Below are 19,503 nucleotides of genomic sequence, written 5' to 3'. Positions count from 1 at the left end.
GGAGAAGCAGTAATGATTTTACCTGCATCTATTAAAAGGAAATGGAAACTACTTGCAACAGCCTTTATTTGCCCTCTGACACTAATTGGTGTTGGCATTCAGCAACAACCGCTTCAAGCACAACAAAATCCATCTAAGACTAATGTTGCTGCTTTGCCAGATGGTATTTACCTGTACGGAGATTCGCCACAGCCCAACCAAGTTCTTCAAAACTATATTGTGTTTCAACGCCAGAACGATCGCGTCGTTGGTGCAATCTACGCGCCGCGATCGGACTTTGCCTGCTTCACTGGTAAAATTCAGGGAAATACACTATCCGGGAAGGCAATCTCAGCCGGAAAAATTCAAACAGTTGAAGTCAATACTCAGCTAACAAATCTGCATTCTATTCGCACAATTAGCTCAAACGATCGGCGCATTCTTTCAACGTGCCAACAGACAGCGCGAGCTAACATATCCAGGTAAATCTTTTACTTAGCTCAAATTGTGCATGAGGCTGGCGGTGCGTTAACGTAGTGTAACGCACCCTAGGAATTGACACTTTCTCGTTACCAGGATCTGCCTGGTAATGAAGATGTAGAGGCTCTGCCTCCATTTAAAAATAGTACAAAATATGAGTTGTTACCGCCGGCTTAATGGCCAGGAAAAAAATCCCTTTTATTGACTTATTCTCAAAAATAGGCGGCATGAGATTAGCGTTTGAAGCCGCCGCTGTTCCTTGAATCTGGAAACAGAATGCCTCTTAAGCAGCGAAATCAGTCCCGACGCTCAGTTAGTTTACCAGTACAGGGTAGGCGGCTAATTGACTATCGCACTGGCAATTCTCTTCATTCTGGCGAACTGGGTTTGCGAGGCTAGTGCAGTTTAGACAAAATTGAGTTGATGAAGAGTTTTATATTGAAAAGACGAAATAAAGAATTTGGGCATGACCCAGATGGCAAGCTATTAACTAAAGAGCAAATAGCTACTTTTTTTGCTCATCCCAATCTCGATAAAATTATGGATTCCTTAGTAACAAAAAAGTACCTGCAAGGGAACATCGCAATTCACCTTTTCGGAAACTCTTTTTAATATAACCTTAAGTAAGGTGCGCCATCAGCACGCTAATTTTGGGCGAGCAGGATGCCCGCCCCACAAGCAACGAAACAGCTTTCGGATTAAGTAAGGTGCGCCATCAGCACCCTACGAATTAATCCAATTAGCTTTGGGCTACAGGTTCCTTAGCCAAAAACTTCTCTAATTCCGTCAAAGCATCGGCATCAACCTTAGTCTGCATCGGACAGAACTTAGGCCCGCACATCGAACAGAATTCAGCAGTTTTGTAGATATCCGCTGGCAAAGTTTCGTCGTGATATTCCTTTGCCCGTTCTGGATCTAATGACAGCTCAAATTGACGGTTCCAATCGAAATTGTAACGCGCTTTCGAGAGTTCATCATCGCGATCGCGCGCACCCGGACGGCCCCGTGCAATATCTGCAGCGTGAGCCGCGATTTTGTAAGCAATCAGCCCGTTTCGGACATCCTCAGCATTCGGCAATCCTAAGTGTTCTTTCGGCGTCACGTAACACAGCATTGCAGTACCGTACCAACCAGCCATCGCCGCCCCAATTGCTGAGGTAATGTGGTCGTACCCAGGCGCAATATCTGTCACCAACGGCCCCAAAACATAGAAGGGTGCTTCCGAACATTCCTCCATTTGTTTCTTGACATTAAACTCAATTTGATCCATCGGCACGTGGCCGGGGCCTTCCACCATTACCTGCACATCATGTTCCCAAGCTTTGCGAGTTAATTGTCCCAAAGTTTTGAGTTCAGCTAATTGAGCTTCATCCGACGCATCGTGAGTGCAACCTGGCCGCAGAGAATCTCCCAAACTAAACGAAACATCGTATTTTTTGAAGATTTCAATGATGTCGTTAAAGTGAGTGTAGAGGGGATTTTGTTTGTGGTGATGCAGCATCCACCGCGCCAAAATGCCGCCGCCGCGAGATACAATTCCAGTTAGTCTATTTTTTACCAACGGCAAATGCTCGATCAGAATTCCGGCGTGAATAGTTTGGTAATCAACACCTTGTTGAGCGTGTTTGTCAATGATGTGAAGAAAGTCATTGGGGGTCAGACTTTCCATATTACCATGAACGCTTTCTAAAGCTTGGTAAATTGGTACAGTACCGATCGGCACCGGTGAAGCTTTGATAATCGTAGTGCGAATTTCATCCAAATTCCCGCCGCCGGTGGACAAGTCCATCACGGTATCAGCGCCGTATTTCACTGCTAGTTTAAGCTTGTCAACTTCTTCTTCCATATTGGAAGAGTTGGGAGATGCACCGATATTAGCATTGACTTTGCATTTAGAGGCAATGCCGATCGCCATTGGCTCCAAATTCGTATGATTGATGTTAGCCGGAATAATCATCCGTCCCCGCGCTACTTCGGCGCGGATAAGTTCTGGCGGGAGATTTTCTCGCTTAGCAACAAAGTGCATTTCCTCAGTAATTACACCTTGACGGGCGTAGTGCATTTGAGATACATTGGTGTGCCCCTGACGCTTCGCGATCCATTCGGTACGCATATTTAATTTCCTTGATAAACAGCTTCCCTCCGCTGGTATTACCCAGACTCAGGTTCTAAGGGTGTTTTCTCAGCCCGGATATTCGGGCACCCCTAGCTAAGCTGTTGATTGTATCACCGATTTCCGGGCAAAGTGGCAGCAACTAAGGAAATCTTAATATTGAGAAATAGATGAGGTTCGCGAGGGCTATATAATATCTAATAACTCAGGCAGAAAAGAGGCTACAAGATGAGTACATTTGAGTCAAACAGCGAGACATCTCCCCCAAAGCATATAGCGGATGAGGAACAGGAAAACGATATTCAGGATATTGGCGAAGATGACAGCGGGGAAGATGGGGAGGACATTATTCCCTCCAAATTTTCCATAGCAGTTTCTCGAATTGATTTTGATGTAGCGGGTCTAGTTAGACGCCTGGAAAGCGAAGACATATTTATTCCAGACTTCCAGCGTGCTTATGTCTGGGAACCAAAACAAGCATCGCGTTTTATAGAATCACTCTTGCTTGGTCTTCCAGTTCCCGGCATATTTCTAGCAAAAGAGCGACAAACAAAAAAACTGCTTGTAATTGATGGTCAGCAAAGATTACGTAGCCTTTTATATTTGTTTATACCGTTTGGGTTGTGGGCAAATACAGAGATTGCTGTTGTTCTTGTCGGTGAGCATCTTTAACTCAGAGCGAGAGCTTTCAGTTCTGATTCTGTTTCCCGAATCTCCATCTTGACAACTCCTGACATTTTCGCTCTTTATATTTGGGTAGTAACTCACAAAAATAACATCTACTAACTATAGCACTATTTTAGGAACTTGGTATAAGTCCTGAAACTCATTTGAAGCTTTGTGAATTTATTTTTTTAATTATTTTAAAAATTTGTTAAATTTTATTGACTGATAGATACAAAAATACAATTAAATGATGTCCGTTTGATCGCAATCCGATGGAGCCAAGGAGAGTAAAGCCACTAAATAAATTACACTTTATTAAGCTTTAATATTTTTTAAAATTTTTAGTGCATCCTAGATAGACCGGCATAGTTCGCTAAAAGCAAGCATAGCCTTTCTAACATAGCGAACTTTTGGTTGTATAAAAAGCCTTTCTGACTCGCTGCCCTTGGCTCCTCTACGTTTTGTAGAAAAGTCCCGGCAAAAACCAGGCTAATTGTTGAGTAAATTACTATGTTACAATCAGCTCCAATAATAATTAAGTTTTAAAAGCGGCCTTAACCTCACGCTCAATTACCTTGCGATCGGCAGAATAACAATGACTATCAACTTAGCTGGCTATCAATTCGTTGAAACCCTCCACAGCGGGATCAGAACTTCAGTCGATCGCGCTCGGAAGGATTCGGACTTTTCCAGCGTAATCGTCAAAAGGCTAAAGGCTGAGTATCCCACTCTTTCTGACATCACCCGCTTGCGACACGAATATCAAATCCTGCACAGCTTGAACGTAGAAGCGATCATCAAAGCCATTAGTTTAGAAAGCTACAAAAACGGTTTAGCACTGATATTAGAAGATTCCGGCTCCGAGTCTCTCAACGATTGGATGAATGGTAAAAAACTCACCATCATTCAATTTCTTTCTTTAGGTCTCCAGCTTGTCTCTGCATTAGCAGAAATCCATAAAAATAACATTATTCATAAAGATGTAAAGCCACAAAATATTATCATCAACCCAGCCACTGAACAAGTTAAAATTATTGATTTCAGCATCGCTTCGCGCCTAGAGCGAGAAAATTCGACGCTCAGCCATCCAGATTTGCTCGAAGGCACACTCGCCTATATGTCGCCAGAACAAACTGGCCGAATGAATCGGTCAATTGACTACCGCACTGATTTTTATTCACTAGGCGTTACCTTCTATGAAATGCTCACAGGCGAGTTGCCCTTTAATTCCACAGACCCGCTGGAATTGGTACACAGCCATATTGCCAAAACTCCCATTCCCCCTCACCAGCTAAATCCTGAAATCCCACCAGAAATTTCAGCGATCGCGATGAAGTTATTAGCTAAAAATGCTGAAGACCGCTACCAAAGCACTGAAGGACTAAAATTTGACTTAGAAACTTGCTTGATAAAATTACAGGCTAGCGGATATATTTCCAACTTTGTTGTTGGAAGTGCGGATAAAGCAGGCCAATTAAATATACCGCAAAAGCTCTACGGTCGCGACCAAGAAGTTAAAGAAATTCTAGAAACTTTCGATCGCGTTGCCACTGGCACCACCGAATTAATGCTGGTTTCTGGTTATTCCGGGATAGGCAAAACAGTTTTGGTCAATGAAGTTCACAAACCCATTGTGCGACAACGAGGCTATTTTATTGCGGGTAAATTTGACCAGTTCAAACGCAATATTCCTTATGCTTCCCTAATTCAAGCATTCCAATCCTTAACTCAGCAACTTCTAACCGAAGGCGAAGTAGAAATCCAAACTTGGAAAGAAAAACTGTTATCCGCTTTAGGCGATAACGGACAAGTCATCATCGATGTTATCCCTGAAGTCGAATTAATTATTGGCAAACAGCCACCCGTAGCAGAACTAGGGGCAACTGAAGCTCAAAACCGTTTCAGTCGCGTTTTTAAACAATTCATTGGCGTATTTACGACTATTGACCATCCCTTAGTTATCTTCCTCGATGACTTGCAGTGGGCGGATTCGGCATCGTTGAAATTAATTGAATTGCTAATCACTGATTCTGATAGCAAGTATTTATTGCTGATTGGGGCATATCGAGATAACGAAGTTTCTCCAACTCATCCGACGATTCAAACAATTGACAAGATTCGCAAAACTGGTGCGACGGTGAATAATATTGTCCTTCAACCATTACACCTAATTCATGTCGAAGAATTAATTGCGGATACTTTAAATGAATCTGGCGGTTCGGAATGCCTGTCTGTAAAAACGCGAAATTTCGCGTCTCTACTTTTTAATAAAACCCAGGGCAATCCTTTTTTCTTAAGTCAAATCCTCCAAACTCTCTATCAAGAAGATTTGTTGACTTATGATTTATATTCTGGCGTATGGCAATGGAATATCGAGCAAATTCAAGCGATCGGCATCACCGATTACAATGTTGTCCAACTGATCGCTAGAAACATCCGCAAATTACCAGAAGATACACAAAAAATATTAAAATTTGCTGCTTGTATTGGCAACACTTTTAACTTAGAAGTTTTGGCGATTGTCAATCAGGAATCATCCTTAGTCACGGCGGCGCAATTGTGGGCAGCGCTTCAAGCTGGGTTGATTTTACCTTTGAGCAATGAATACAAAATTCCCCTCGTATTTAGTCAGGAAGAATCGGGCGGTTTTACCTTAACTGATGTGAAGGTTGACTACAAGTTTTTACATGACCGAGTGCAGCAAGCTGCCTATTCTTTGATTCCAGATGAGCAGAAAAAAGTGACCCACTTAAAAATCGGTCAACTGCTGCTGCAAAGTACAACGCCCGAAGACCGAAAAGAAAATATTTTCGCTTTAGTTAACCAACTCAATTATGGTACTGACTTACTTAGCACTGAATCCCAAAAATATGAACTAGCTCAATTGAATCTGATTGCAGGTCAGAAAGCGAAAGCTGCTACAGCCCACGATTCCGCCGTCAAATATTTGCAAGTAGGTTTATCTCTGTTAACGGTAGATAGTTGGGACAATCGGTATGAACTGGCATTAAGGTTGCATGAAGAAGCAGCAGAGTCAGCATATTTGAGTGGTGATTTTGACCGAATGCAGCGATTCGTTGAGATAGTACAAAACTGCGCCAAAACGCTATTGGACATCGTAAAAGTGTACGAAGTCCAGATTCAAGCTTATATGGCGCAGAACAAGCTGCTCGAAGCATTGAATACGGGGCTGCAAGTCTTAAAGCAGTTGGAGGTAGAGTTTCCCGAATCGCCAAACCCATCTGATATTGGGCAGGCGCTGGGGGAAACTGCGGCAATTTTGAGCGGAACTCGAATTGAGGACTTAATCAATCTCCCTGAAATGACCGATCCTTATCAATTAGCAGCCATCAGGATTTTGTCAAGTATATTTTCTGCTTGCTATTCTGGGATGCCCGTACTGGTGCCTTTAACAGTGTGCAAACAGGTCGATTTATCCGTTCAATATGGCAATGCTTCTGTGTCTCCCTTTGCATATGCGGTATATAGTCTTCTTCTTTGCGGGGCGGTAGGAGATATTGAGCGGGGCTATGAGTTCGGCCAATTAGCTTTACGTCTAGTGTCAAAGTTAAATGCCAAAGAAATCGAAGTCAAGACTTGCCACTTAGTGTATGCTGCCGTTCAACATTGGAAAGAACACGTCCGAAATACCTTAGAACCTTTCCTGGCAGCTTTCTCTACTGGGCTGGAAACTGGAGATTTAGAATATGCTGGCTATGCCGTCATGGTGTGGAGTCATTACTCGTTTTTTGTTGGCAAGCAACTAATGCAGCTCGAACGAGAGATAGCAACTTATACAGATGCCCTTCATAAAATTAGCCAAGAAACAGCGCTTAATAATACAAAAATCTGTTGGCAAGCTGTCTTAAACATGATGGGAAGAAGCGAAAATTCATGCCAGTTAAAGGGGGAAGCCTACGACGAAGAGAAAATGCTGCCTCTGTATCAGCAAACTAACAACCAACTGGCAATTCATTACTTGTACTTGCACAAACTTGTGCTTTGTTATGTGTTTGAGAATTACGCGGAAGCCTTAAAAAATATCCCTCAAGTAGAAAGTTCTTTCGGATCGTCTACAGGGCAGCTAACTGTTGTTATCTTCTATTTCTACGATTCTCTAGTACGGCTAGCTGTGTATCCTGAAACTTCGGAGTCCGACCAACAGGACATTCTTAACCGAGTACAAGCTAATCAAGAGAAATTGCAAAACTGGGCGCATTATGCCCCAATGAATCATCTGCATAAATTCTATTTAGTAGAGGCAGAACGGCATTGTGTTTTAGGCGAAAAAGTAGAAGCTATCGAGATGTACGACAAAGCGATCGCTCTTGCTAAAGAAAACAAGTATATCAACGAAGAAGCACTAGCTCACGAACTCGCTGCTAAATTCTATTTTTCCTGGGGTAAAGAAAAGATTGCCAGAACATACATGACCGATGCTTATTATGCCTATATGCGCTGGGGAGCTTTAGCTAAAGTTAAACATCTAGAAGAAAAATACCCGCAATTAATAGCGCGATCGCCGGAGGCCACCGAAATTTCTTTCGATCCTACGATGACAATTGCTCCTTTGACCATTACAGGCGGTCAAACAGAGTTGCTAGACTTGGCAACTGTAATGAAAGCATCTATTGCCATTTCTAGCGAAATTGTTCTCCCTAACTTGCTCACCAAGTTAATGAAAATTTTGATAGAAAATGCAGGCGCTGAAACTGGATTGCTTATTCTCTCAAAAGATGGTCAACTTGTTATAGAAGCGGCGGGGACTAAAGATCAAGTCCGAGTGCTGGAATCTTTACCAGTATCAACTTCTGGGCAAGTGCCTATCTCGGTACTTAATTACGTCACCAGAACTCAGAAAAATGTCGTTTTAAATGATTCCGGCATCGAGGAAATATTTAACGCCGACCCCTACATTACCCAACACAAACCAAAATCTATTTTGTGTGCGCCTATCCTATCTCAAGGTAAGTTAAGTGCCATCCTGTACCTAGAAAACAACGTGATTGCTGGCGCTTTCACGCCGAAGCGGGTAGAAGTGTTGCGGATGCTATCGGGACAAGCTGCGATTGCCTTAGAAAATGCCAACCTCTATCACACTTTAGAAGTCAAAGTAGAAGAGCGAACCGAGGAATTAAAAGCCAAAAATACGAGCATGGAAGTGGAAATTCAAGAGCGGCAGCGAGCCGAGCAAGCGGCCGAAGCTGCAAACCGCGCCAAGAGCCAATTTCTTGCCAACATGAGCCACGAACTTCGCACACCGCTCAACGGCATTTTAGGTTATACCCAAATCCTGAAACGAGACATAAATTTAACCAGTCAGCAAAATTCTGGTATTAACATCATTCATCAGTGTGGCGAACACCTCCTAACTCTGATCAATGACGTTCTAGACCTCTCCAAAATCGAAGCCGGAAAAATGGAACTCTACCTCACTGAGTTTCACCTATCAGACTTTCTCCAAGGCATTACTGAAATCTGCCAGATTCGCGCCCAACAGAAGGGAATCTCTTTGATTTACGAACCGCTAACTCAACTTCCCACTTGCGTCCAAGCCGATGAAAAAAGGTTGCGGCAAATTCTCATCAACTTACTCGGCAATGCCGTAAAATTTACCGAAAAAGGAGGCGTTAGTTTCAAAGTAGACCGACTGGAGACTGAGCAATCTTTGTCATCACCAATCCCCAATCCCCAATCCCTAACAGCCAAAATACTTTTCCAAGTAGAAGACACAGGCATTGGTATCGGGTCGGAGGAACTGTCAAAAATATTTTTGCCCTTCGAGCAAGCCACCGGTTCAGTTCGCCAAATAGAGGGAACAGGATTAGGGCTGGCAATTAGTCGCCAATTAGTGGAGATGATGGGCGGCGAACTGAAAGTACAAAGCTCTTTAGGTAAAGGCAGTATTTTTTGGTTTGAGTTAGAGTTGCCTATTGCTGAAAGCTGGGAAGGGTATCAAAAAGAACCGGAAAAAATTATCAGGAGTTTCTCAGGCGATCGGAGGAAAATTTTAGTCGTTGACGATCGCTGGGAAAATCGCTCTTTCCTAGTTAATCTTTTAGGTTCCATTGGGTTTGAATTGATGGAGGCAACCGACGGTCAAGACTGCGTGAATAAAGCGCTGTTATTTCAACCGGACTGTATTATAATTGACTTAGTAATGCCAGTGATGGACGGCTTTGAGGCGGTGAGGCGGATCAGAAAAATCCCTCTATTGAAGGATGTAATCGCGCTCGGAACTTCTGCTAGCATTTTATCCGGCGATCCCCACAGCATTTTCCAGGCTGGTTGCAACGCTTTTCTCCTCAAACCAATTCGGGCTGAAAAGTTATTAGAATGCTTGGGCAACCATTTAGGTTTAGAATGGATTTATGAGGATCGAACAACTTTCTGTTCAGAAGGTATCTTTACAGATCCCCCTTCTCAAATCCAAGACCAAGAGCTGATAGCTCCTCCTGCGGAAGAAGTTGCAGTCCTGTTCGATTTAGCCATGAAAGGTGAACTCCTCAGTATTGAGAAGCGAGCCAGCAACCTGAAGGCAATAGATATGCGTTATGCACCTTTTGTCAATCAATTGCTTGAATTAACTAAAAACTTTGAAGAAGACAAATTAGTAGAATTTGTTCAACAGTTTAGATGAGGACTAAAAATGACTAGCGAATCTTTAGACAGAGGAACCATTTTAATTGTGGATGATACGCCCACTAATCTGGGTTCAGTATTGGATTTTTTGAGCGCATCTGGCTTCACTGTTTGGGTCGCTCGCAGTGGGTCTAGCGCTCTCAAAAAAGTGCAATATTCTCAGCCCGATTTAATTTTGTTGGATGTTCTGATGCCTGAAATGGACGGATTTAAAACCTGCCAAAACCTGAAAGCGAATGACTCAACTAAAGATATCCCAGTCATTTTTATGACCGCGCTGGACGATACAGAAAGCAAAGTCAAAGGCTTTAATGTGGGTGGAGTTGATTATATCACTAAGCCCCTTCAACAGGAAGAAGTTTTAGCTCGGGCTGTCACGCACCTGAATCTCCGAAATATGACTAAAAAGCTTCAGGCGCAAATTGTCGAGCGCGAGCGAGTCCAAGCGGAGCTGCAAGTTTTGGCACAAGAGCTAGAGACGCGAGTAGAAGATCGCACGGCTGAACTTTCCCAAACGAATGAACGCCTCAAGCAGGAGGCTGCTGAACGCCAGCTTGCAGAAGCGGCTTTGCAAGCATCGGAAGCGCGAGAGCGACACAAAGCCCTACAGCTCGAAAATTCCTTGGACGAACTCAAGCAGGTGCAAAGCCAGCTCATTCAGAGCGAAAAAATGTCCGCGTTAGGCCAGCTCGTGGCTGGCGTAGCCCATGAAATCAATAATCCAGTTAATTTTATTTATGGAAATCTTTCCTATGCTCTGGAATATTCAAAAACTTTAGTCACTATCCTTGACCTCTACGAAAAGCACTATCCTAATCCGACTCCAGAGATACAAGAAGAAATGGCAGCAAAGGAGCTAGATTATCTCAAAGACGACTTGCCTAAAATGTTCAAGTCGATGTACTTAGGAGCCGATCGCATCCGCGAAATCGTTTTATCTTTGCGCCACTTCGCACGGCAAGAAGGATATGAAATGAGATCGGTCAACCTTCACGAAGGGATGGACAGCACGCTGATGATTTTACACAGCCGACTGAAATTTAAGTCAGACCGCCCCTCGATTGAAGTGGTACGGGACTATTCCCCAAACTTGCCCGAAGTGGAGTGTTATGGGGGAGAAATGAATCAGGTATTTATGAATGTACTGGCAAATGCGATCGATGCTATTGACGAGTGGAACAGGCAGAGATCGCTAGAAGAAATTAAAGCGAATCCTAGCGTGATTCGGATTAGCACAGAAGTAACAAGCAGCAATTGCGTAGCTGTCCGAATTGTGGACAATGGGCCAGGGATCTCGGAAGAGGTTCGTCGCCACGTATTTAACCCGTTTTTTACGACAAAACCCCCCGGTAAGGGCACAGGGATTGGGCTGTCGATTAGCTGGCAAATTGTAGTGGAAAAACACCGGGGAAGCTTGGGGTGTATTTCTGCACCAGGCGGGGGAACAGAGTTTACTATTGAGATTCCGATTCGGCAGGAGTCTCCTGTCTTGTCGCTGTCAGCTTGATATAATGTCGGGTATATTCATCCCTCACAGCGCACAATTACCAACAAGAAAATTCGGGTGTGTACGTAGCGGTGTAGGTTACACCTAACTAACTGTCCGAAGATTCACCGGATTGTGCCTGTTTCTGAGTATCTTTTTCCCCAGCAATAAATCCTTCTGTATCCTGCTTTAATCCCGATATAATGGCGCCTCGATCGCGCCAAGCTTCCGCATTTTCCGGGTTGATGGCAATAGCTCGATCGTAAGCGGCCATTGCTTCCTCATAGCGCTTTAATTCAGACAAGACTATGCCCACATGACGCCAAGCATCGTAGGAGTCTGGCTTAATAGCAATCGCTTTCTCATAAGCTGCGATCGCTTCTTCATTGCGCTGCAATTTGGCCAAAGATTCGCCTTTACCAAACCAAGCTTGGTAACACTCGGAATTAAGGGTAATTGCTGATTCGTAAGAGGCAATTGCTGCTTCGTGCTGCGACAGTTTGTCGAAAGCTGCGCCTCGGTTGTGCCACACTTCAAAATCCTGCGGTTTAAGGGCTATTGCTTTGTCGTAGGATTCGATCGATTCTTGATATCGCTGCATTTTTCCGAGCACAGCGGCTCTATTGTACCAAACTTCGTATTTATCGGGCCGGATGCCGATCGCCCGATCGTAAGAATTAATAGCATCGCTGTAGCGGAGCAGTCTCCACAGCATATTGCCTCGATTGTACCAAGTTTCATATCTCTTGGGATTGAGTTCAAGAGCACGATCGTAAGAATCGACTGCTGCTGCGTGCTGCTGTACTTTGGCCAGCATCGCACCTCGGTTGTGCCAAATTTCGCTGTCGGTTGCTTTGATAGCGAGGGCGCGATCGTAACTGGCGATCGCTTCTTCGTAATGCTGCAATTGACCTAACAAAGCCGCTATACTGTGCCAACAACCGTATTTTCTAGATTCGCTCAAAGTTGCTCGCTCGTAACAGGCGATCGCCTCTTCGTACCTGTGCATTTTTCCCAGCAAATGCGCTTTATTATACCACAGTTCGTAGTTATCTGGTTTAATCGATAGTGCTTTGTCGTAACAGGCGAGTGCTTCTTCCGGGCGCTGCAATCTTATTAATACATTTCCGCGCCAATACCAAGCCTCATCCAAATTTTTATTCGCTAAAATAGCTTTTTCCAAGCAGCCTAATGCCTCATCATAATTGCCTTGAAAATAAAGCCCTTCGGCTTGCTTGATATAATCATCAGCAATCAAATTTTCGTCGCTAGTAGGTGCTGTTTGCGAATTTTGGGAACTGTTTAAGGGCGGTTGAGGTGTGACTTTGAGAGATTCTTTGGCAACAACTGCGGGAACTTGGGAAATTTCTTGAACAATTTGAGATTTTTTATCGTCAACTTCTGTCCGCAAAACTTGCAGGTGATCGTCAGCAATCAAATTTTCGTCGCTAGTAGGTGCTGTTTGCGAATTTTGGGAACTGTTTAAGGGCGGTTGAGGTGTGAGTTTGAGAGCTTCTTTGGCAACAACTGCGGGAACTTGGGAAATTTCTTGAACAATTTGAGATTTTTTCTCGTCAACTTCTGTCATCAAAACTTGCAAGTGCAGGATAAATTGAGATTTAAGAGTGTCAATGTGCTCGACGGATGACTTGGAAAGTTCAGTTTCTCTAGTTAAAAAATCAATGGATTGTTTAGCTGCACTCATTTGCGCTTCTAATTCATTCCTCAATTTTTGAGTGAGTTGGCTAGAATTTATGAGTTCTGATTCCAACACGCCAATGCCCTGCAATCGTTTATTGGCATCAGCAACCAAGTGTTTGATGATCAGCCGTCGCATCATCCAAAAAAAGGCAATTGTCACTGGTGGAAATACAGTACCCAGAATTAGTAAAATATTGAGCAAAGTTATGGTACTATTAAAACCATATCCAGATTCAGAATTGCCACTAGACGGGGAGATAAAAGCGAAAATCTCGCGAACTTGAGGATTGCTTTCAGCCCCGGTTTCGATTAATTTAGCCAGCCAGGTTTCTTGTAAAGATTTTGTTAGTTCATCGCCGGATCGAGCAGGAGTATTCGCCTTGGTTTTTGCAGTAGCAGATAAATCGGGTTGAGCGGCTGCTACCAGCAAAGCTGTAGGCGATTTTACAGCAATTCGTGGGGAAAATTGTTCGTGAGCGATCGTCTCAGGCTCGCTAATTGACTCAGCCGGACGGGATGCGGTACTATATGGGGAAACTTTTTCGTGGGTGATCGTCTCAGGCTCGCTAATTGACTCAGCCCGACGGGATACGGTACTATTTGGGGAAAATTTTTCGTAGGCGATCGTCTCAGGCTCGCTAATTGACTCACCCCGACGCGATTCAGTATTATTTACCGCATCAACAAAGTTGCTAGCCTGCGGTGTCTCAGGAGAAATAGGATGTGCAGCAGGATTGGCGCTAGTATTAGCAGTTAAATTGTGGGATGCGAGGGCAGCCAGAGTCAAGAGAGCTACATTTGAGACGCGCATAAACGTCAACTCATTTAGGAGAAATTGGTGCTTGGTTGTCAGCGATCGGGCGATCGACCTCATAGTGTCAGCAGTTAGAATAGCTGACATGAGGAATGCTGACTTACTATCTCCAAAATACGCGCGCAGCCTGACTTTTCAGGAAAAGTGCCAATAATTCTGGCTGTGGAACTTTTGTGAAAGAATATATTCTCGCGCCTAATCCGGTTGAATAACTCTCGGAATCATTATTAGGCTGGTAGGGCGGGGTTCACCAATCTGCACAATTAGCCAAAGATCCGGCTGAACCCGCCCCAACTGAACCGATTTTTAACTCTAAACCTTAGCTAAAATCGCTTCCGGCTGCTGACGTTGGGCCGCCACTTCCTCTAAATCAGCACCGTAAATTTCACAGCTATTATTCGGACTTTCAATCAGCTTAATCTTGTGCAACTCTGCGCCCAATTCCCGAACGGGCGATCGCAATAATTGCCCGATCCGAACTGCAATATTCTCCGCAGTCGGCACCACCTTCTCAAAAGAGGAAATCTCCTTATTTAAAAAAGTGCGATCGATGGTATTTTTCTCTGAATAAGCGCCTTTTGTAGGGGCAATCCCGCCGTGGTTGCCCCGATCCTGATGATTGTTGCGTCAGTCCTATTGCTCAAATTATGTGCGATCGACCCGCTATCGATCGTCGTTGAGCTCAGAAGCAACCTTATCAAGCCGGTCATTGGCATCTTTGGACAGCTTGAGACAATAAGCAGTCGATGCCAGACCTCCAGTTGCCGTGATAGTGCCCTCTGAGGCTTTGCCGAGAAGTACAAGCCCAACTCCCGCAAAACTGATGAGGACACAGGCTGCGGTCGTTACAAAGGCCAAGTTAAAACTATGGTGGGCTTGGCGCAATCGTTCTTTGGCAATAATCATTTCTATTGTGGAGTCAGAGTGGGTGATTGGCTGGTTATTCATGGGTTTCGTTGAGCCTAAACTTTATACTTCTAGTGTGAAGCAAAAAGCTTGAAACCCTGACTGCACAATGATTTACTTGTCGCTATCTTGTGATTGCTCTATGATTGTCCTATGCTCTAGTTTCGATTTTGTCAGCGATCGTGTCAAAAGACTCTCCACATTATGACTGACCTAAGCATCAGAAAAAAGAAGAAGATGACTATCTCCGCATCTTCAGAAGGTGTAAAGATAGCAGAAAACGCTCTGATCAGGCTAGGATTTGATTCAAAAATTAACTTTGCCAAATCTCAGCTTTTAGCACCCACTACAGTTACCAAGTTTTTTAAGTGCCAGCCCATTCAGCCTGATTCCTTTAAAAAGATATGTCAAGAACTGAAATTAGATTGGACGAAAATAGCGGGAATATCAGAACAAAAACCATCTCAAATACTAAAAATAGCTGATTGCACAAACCCTGATATTAATGAAGGAGGAGAAAAACTGCTAACACCAACATTTTACCGTCAAGTGACTGTAATAGATAAAAAAACTAATACAATTAAAGCGGAAATTAAATTGATAGGTGATATAAATTCCTTTGGAGATTCAAGTATGGTTGAATTTATTTTACGAGAATTTTCAGGAGACACTATAAAAATCATTGATATTAAAGAGGGCAGCATCCGATTAACTGTAGAGGGTTCTCAAGAGGATATCGATCGGCTTGTATCTCTCATCAAATCAGGAGAATTAAAGGAAGTAAGCGGTTTTCCTGTTGCAGATGTTCAAATTTTGAGTGAAAGCTCAGAGGATAACGAAAGTAACGAAATCAATAATAAGTGGTGTCTAGTACGAGAGATTGTTACTGAGGGAATTAGAGATCGAAACTTGAGTGGGGTTGACTTAAGTGATGCCGACCTGAGTGGTGCCGACCTGAGTGGTGCCGACCTGAGTGGTGCCGACCTGAGTGGTGCCAACCTGATTCGTGCCAACCTGATTTGTGCCAACCTGAGTGGTGCCGACCTGAGTGGTGCCGACCTGATTCGTGCCGACCTGAGTGGTGCCGACCTGATTCGTGCCAACCTGATTCGTGCCGACCTGATTCGTGCCGACCTGACTGATGCCAACCTGATTTGTGCCAACCTGAGTGGTGCCTACCTGAGTGGTGCCAACCTGAGTGGTGCCGACCTGAGTGGTGCCAACCTGAGTGGTGCCAACCTGAGTGGTGCCAACCTGAGTGAGACTAAGGTTAAGAAAGCCCTATTCAGCTCGAACTCAGGCATTTCTGAATCGATGAAGCAAGACCTGATTAAACAAGGCGCAATCTTTGAGGATTCTCCAGGCGATCGCTCTGAAGTTCTCACAAAAGTATAATGCTCTATAATCAGCTAAAAATGAGCCAACTTCTCAATGAAAATATTATTAATTGTAGTTTTCTTTCAGAGGATTTTAGCTATGAGACAGGGGTTGAAAACCCCTGTCGGACTGTCGGACTGCCAGACTCTCGGATCTACAGAGAAGACTGGTGAATCTACCAGCAGATATTCAGCTCTAAACCCCAGCTAAAATCGCTTCCGGCTGCTGACGTTCCGCCGCCACTTCCTCTAAATCAGCGCCGAAAATTTCACAGCTATTATTGGGACTTTCAATCAGCTTAATCTTGTGCAACTCTGCGCCCAATTCCCGAACGGGCGATCGTAACAATTGCCCGATCCGAACAGCAATATTCTCCGCAGTCGGCACAACGTTCTCAAAATAAGCAATATCCTTATTTAAAAAAGTGTGATCGAAAGGTTCAACAACATAATCGTCAACGGCTTTTTGCAAAGCTCCCAAATCAGCAATCATGCCAGTCCGCGCATCAATTTCCCCTTTAACAGTCACCTCTAAATGATAGTTGTGACCGTGACCGTTGGGACGAGCACATTTGCCGTAAATTTCGGAGTTTTCTTCAAAGCTCAAATCGGGACGAGCCAACCGATGGGCCGCGCTAAAATGAGTGCACAAAGTTAGATAAGCTTCCATTCCGTTTCCTAAATATTCAGCCCAAAGTTCGGGATGTTCAAACAATTGAATTTTGCTCACAGGCAAATGAGGGGCTAGCCGCAGCCAAATTTGCCGTGCTATGTTTTCAGTAGTTGGCAGAGTCTGCTCAAATTCCGGCCACGCTTCGTTGAGAAAGGAAAAATCCAGATCCTTGATAACTTCCCGCTTGATGACGTGCTTGACATCAGACAGGTTGAGCACCATGCCGTACTCATCGAGTTCTCCTATCATGGAAACGTAAAGGACGTAATTGTGTCCGTGTCCCGGTGCGCGGGCAGTTGGGCCAAACCGCTCAAAGTTCTCGGCTTCGCTTAACTCCGGCAACCAGTACCGGTGACTCGCCGAAAACTGTGCCCGACGATTGATGATGCACTGCATAAAAGTCAAGTAGGGTAAGCTTGTTAAGTTCTGTAAAGGACTCGCTTCTTAAGGATAAACTAATTTTTGCTGGAATTTTTCGATTATTTGAGGGTGCTGTAAATGAATTTCTACCAATTTTTCCGATATTGGCAACACGTCGTCGCTCGATCGAGCCGCAGGGCCCATTTTACGCCACAATACAGATATCCGGCAGAAAATACCGCTACAAAATAGTTTTTCGCCATCAGTTACTAACCCATCAGTTACGAGCATTTGAGAAAGTACGCGCGTGCGGATATATCCCGTTCGCGAAGCCTTCGGGAAGGGTAGGGAATCGACCTTTTTTGCAACACAGAGCACTCCACAGTTCGAGTTTTTCGCCTAAGCTCTGCAATAGTTAAGAGTTTGCGGTTCAGTTGCGCTCAAAACTAATCATATCAACTCCGCTAGCATCGTGGGGCGTAAAATCGAATCAACAGTCCCTACTCAACTATCATTCAGTTTTTAGACTGACAGTTAACAGTCAACAATAATTCCGGTTGCACCGGAATTGATATCACCCATTATCAATCACCAATTACCTATTTAGCAAATATTAATGAATTGGATTACTACACGAGCCGAACATCTTTGGGAAAATTTGTCAGGTGCGATGACAACCCCGCTATTTTATGTCGGGGAAACTCATCTGTCCATCAGTGCGATCGTCAAACTGATAATCTTAGCTATATTTGCCTTGATTATAGCTAAGATTATCAGTGAAGGAATCAAGCGCAGCCTACTAGTTCGGATGGGATTGGATCGCGGCAGTCGAGAAGCCATTTCCACCATCATTAGCTATATCTTAGCCACTCTTGGCTGTATATTCGTCATACAAGGTGCCGGAATCAACCTCACTTCTCTCGCCGTCTTGGCTGGCGTCGTCGGCATTGGTTTCGGCTTCGGCTTGCAAAATCTCGCCAGCAACTTTATCAGCGGTCTCACCCTGCTATTTGAGCACCAAATTAGAGTAGGAGACTTTATTGAGATTGACCATTTATTAGGAACAGTAGAAACTATTTCCATCCGCTCAACAATTATTAAAACCATTGACGGACTGTTTGTAATTATACCAAATATTAAGTTTGTCGAAACTAACATTATTAACTGGAGTTACAGAGACCCCAGATGCCGCCTCCATATCCCCATCGGCGTTGCTTACGGATCTGACCCAGTAATAGTTACGGAAGCGCTCTTAATTGCGGCGCGGATGGAATCGAATGTCTTGTCCCATCCTTCTCCTAAAGTATGGTTTCAGGGTTTTGGAGATAACGCTTTAAATTTTGAACTTTTAGTTTGGATTGACCAGCCACAGGAAAGCGATGCTATTAAAAGTGCAGTGAATTTTTTAATAGATTACGAATTTCGCCACCGAAATATCGAAATTCCTTTTCCCCAGCGGGATTTGTGGCTGCGAAATCCGCACGAGATAACTAAACTTTTTCACGATCACAAAGATGATCATTCCAACGGCAAAGTTTTTCCGCAGAATGGCAAACATTCAGCAGAAATCAAATCTAATTCCACCGTTTCTGAGCATAAAAATTCAGGACCTAAATCGCCTAATAATTGGACGCTGCGAGATTTGTTGCGACGAGTAACTTATTTTGAACAGTGTACGGATTTAGAACTGCGACAGTTAATTGAATACGGCTACCGACAACTGTTTCCAGGGGGACAGGTTGTATGTAAAGAAGATGACCCTGGTGATTCTTTTTATATTATTCTTTCGGGTACTGTAGAAGTTCTTTCTCAAAAAGCCGATCAGTATATTGCTACGCTTCACGAGGGCGAGTTTTTTGGGGAAATATCTTTGCTGTTGGGAACTCCGAGAACGGCCACTGTTAAAACTAGCGAAGATGCAATTTTGTTTGTGGTGGAACGCCACGACTTGCAAAAACTTTTAATAGAACAGCCGAATTTAGCAGATCAGATTGCTCAAAAATTGTCGGAACGCCAGCAAGCTTTGAGAGATTTGGGATTGTTAGATGGCGACTCTCTAGAACAAACTCCTTTTATTAAAATTCGCAAGCGAATTCAAGTTCTTTTTGGAATTTGAAAGAAGGAAGTTCGGCAACGGATTCTGTAACGGATGTCAGGAAGAAGGAAGAGGGAGGAGGGAAAAGTCGGCTTTTTATTTAATTTTCAATTCTACGTGTGCTTCCCGACGCGGTGGCGGTAAGGTGCGCCCATAAGCACCCTACAGATAGTTTCTGTGCGTTCAGGAATGTAACAAATAACAAATAACTT

Annotated in this window: 12 protein-coding genes and 1 riboswitch; of the genes, 6 read left to right on the top strand and 6 right to left on the bottom strand. The window is 43.9% G+C overall.

Annotated elements, in window-relative coordinates; translation table 11 throughout:
• Nucleotides 1-12: 12 nt before the first annotated feature.
• Nucleotides 13-465: a hypothetical protein gene (locus tag QUA40_RS07300; protein WP_333123377.1), complete on the top strand. Its 453-nt coding sequence runs from the start codon at nt 13-15 to the stop codon at nt 463-465.
• A gap of 733 nt (nt 466-1,198) precedes the next feature.
• Here QUA40_RS07300 and thiC read toward each other — a convergent pair.
• A complete protein-coding gene (gene thiC, locus QUA40_RS07295; protein ID WP_333123374.1) occupies nt 1,199-2,572 on the bottom strand; it encodes a phosphomethylpyrimidine synthase ThiC in 1,374 nt (457 codons plus the stop codon).
• A 7-nt stretch (nt 2,573-2,579) separates the two neighbouring features.
• Nucleotides 2,580-2,676: riboswitch (TPP riboswitch) on the bottom strand.
• 124 nt (nt 2,677-2,800) lie between these two features.
• Between thiC and QUA40_RS07290 the strand changes: the two genes are divergently transcribed.
• The 3 genes from QUA40_RS07290 to QUA40_RS07280 all read left to right on the top strand — a co-directional run bounded on the left by QUA40_RS07290 (nt 2,801) and on the right by QUA40_RS07280 (nt 11,387).
• Complete coding sequence (locus tag QUA40_RS07290; RefSeq protein WP_333123372.1) at nt 2,801-3,244, top strand: DUF262 domain-containing protein; 444 nt, start codon at nt 2,801-2,803, stop codon at nt 3,242-3,244.
• A gap of 589 nt (nt 3,245-3,833) precedes the next feature.
• Nucleotides 3,834-9,878 carry an AAA family ATPase gene (locus QUA40_RS07285; RefSeq protein WP_333123369.1) on the top strand — a complete coding sequence of 2,015 codons (6,045 nt, stop codon included), beginning with the start codon at nt 3,834-3,836 and terminating at the stop codon, nt 9,876-9,878.
• A gap of 9 nt (nt 9,879-9,887) precedes the next feature.
• Complete coding sequence (locus tag QUA40_RS07280; RefSeq protein WP_333123366.1) at nt 9,888-11,387, top strand: response regulator; 1,500 nt, start codon at nt 9,888-9,890, stop codon at nt 11,385-11,387.
• An 88-nt stretch (nt 11,388-11,475) separates the two neighbouring features.
• Here the strand turns inward: QUA40_RS07280 and QUA40_RS07275 are convergent, their stop codons facing one another.
• The 3 genes from QUA40_RS07275 to QUA40_RS07265 all read right to left on the bottom strand — a co-directional run bounded on the left by QUA40_RS07275 (nt 11,476) and on the right by QUA40_RS07265 (nt 14,829).
• Nucleotides 11,476-13,968, bottom strand: a complete 2,493-nt coding sequence (locus tag QUA40_RS07275) for a tetratricopeptide repeat protein (protein ID WP_333123363.1) — start codon at nt 13,966-13,968, stop codon at nt 11,476-11,478.
• A gap of 225 nt (nt 13,969-14,193) precedes the next feature.
• A complete protein-coding gene (locus QUA40_RS07270; RefSeq protein ID WP_445301128.1) occupies nt 14,194-14,433 on the bottom strand; it encodes a 6-pyruvoyl trahydropterin synthase family protein in 240 nt (79 codons plus the stop codon).
• 111 nt (nt 14,434-14,544) lie between these two features.
• The gene (locus QUA40_RS07265; protein ID WP_333123360.1) at nt 14,545-14,829 is read right to left on the bottom strand and encodes a TRADD-N-associated membrane domain-containing protein; all 285 of its coding nucleotides are present in this window, start codon (nt 14,827-14,829) and stop codon (nt 14,545-14,547) included.
• 162 nt (nt 14,830-14,991) lie between these two features.
• On the opposite strand from QUA40_RS07265, the gene QUA40_RS07260 reads away from it, so the two are divergent.
• Nucleotides 14,992-16,182 carry a pentapeptide repeat-containing protein gene (locus QUA40_RS07260; protein ID WP_333123358.1) on the top strand — a complete coding sequence of 397 codons (1,191 nt, stop codon included), beginning with the start codon at nt 14,992-14,994 and terminating at the stop codon, nt 16,180-16,182.
• A 177-nt stretch (nt 16,183-16,359) separates the two neighbouring features.
• Here QUA40_RS07260 and QUA40_RS07255 read toward each other — a convergent pair whose 3' ends face one another.
• A complete protein-coding gene (locus QUA40_RS07255) occupies nt 16,360-17,232 on the bottom strand; it encodes a 6-carboxytetrahydropterin synthase (RefSeq protein ID WP_333123356.1) in 873 nt (290 codons plus the stop codon).
• Nucleotides 17,233-17,280: 48 nt separating this feature from the next.
• A complete protein-coding gene (locus QUA40_RS07250) occupies nt 17,281-17,487 on the bottom strand; it encodes a hypothetical protein (protein ID WP_333123353.1) in 207 nt (68 codons plus the stop codon).
• Between the two features lie 325 nt (nt 17,488-17,812).
• Between QUA40_RS07250 and QUA40_RS07245 the strand changes: the two genes are divergently transcribed.
• Nucleotides 17,813-19,312 carry a cyclic nucleotide-binding domain-containing protein gene (locus tag QUA40_RS07245; protein ID WP_333123350.1) on the top strand — a complete coding sequence of 500 codons (1,500 nt, stop codon included), beginning with the start codon at nt 17,813-17,815 and terminating at the stop codon, nt 19,310-19,312.
• The last annotated feature ends 191 nt before the right edge of the window (nt 19,313-19,503 follow it).

Origin of the sequence: Microcoleus sp. Pol11C3 (assembly GCF_036701485.1) — a bacterium.
GTDB lineage: Bacteria > Cyanobacteriota > Cyanobacteriia > Cyanobacteriales > Microcoleaceae > Microcoleus.
The sequence above is the reverse complement of the archived record's forward strand: the minus strand, read 5'-3'. Positions and strand labels throughout refer to the sequence as shown.

Bases quoted from the DNA above. Each gene is read 5' to 3' on its own strand.
- QUA40_RS07245 (WP_333123350.1), top strand. From the start codon at position 17,813: ATGAATTGGATTACTACACGAGCCGAACATCTTTGGGAAAATTTGTCA.
- QUA40_RS07255 (WP_333123356.1), bottom strand. From the start codon at position 17,232: ATGCAGTGCATCATCAATCGTCGGGCACAGTTTTCGGCGAGTCACCGG.
- QUA40_RS07285 (WP_333123369.1), top strand. From the start codon at position 3,834: ATGACTATCAACTTAGCTGGCTATCAATTCGTTGAAACCCTCCACAGC.
- QUA40_RS07250 (WP_333123353.1), bottom strand. From the start codon at position 17,487: ATGCTCGTAACTGATGGGTTAGTAACTGATGGCGAAAAACTATTTTGT.
- QUA40_RS07265 (WP_333123360.1), bottom strand. From the start codon at position 14,829: ATGAATAACCAGCCAATCACCCACTCTGACTCCACAATAGAAATGATT.
- QUA40_RS07300 (WP_333123377.1), top strand. From the start codon at position 13: ATGATTTTACCTGCATCTATTAAAAGGAAATGGAAACTACTTGCAACA.
- thiC (WP_333123374.1), bottom strand. From the start codon at position 2,572: ATGCGTACCGAATGGATCGCGAAGCGTCAGGGGCACACCAATGTATCT.
- QUA40_RS07290 (WP_333123372.1), top strand. From the start codon at position 2,801: ATGAGTACATTTGAGTCAAACAGCGAGACATCTCCCCCAAAGCATATA.
- QUA40_RS07260 (WP_333123358.1), top strand. From the start codon at position 14,992: ATGACTGACCTAAGCATCAGAAAAAAGAAGAAGATGACTATCTCCGCA.
- QUA40_RS07280 (WP_333123366.1), top strand. From the start codon at position 9,888: ATGACTAGCGAATCTTTAGACAGAGGAACCATTTTAATTGTGGATGAT.
- QUA40_RS07275 (WP_333123363.1), bottom strand. From the start codon at position 13,968: ATGTCAGCTATTCTAACTGCTGACACTATGAGGTCGATCGCCCGATCG.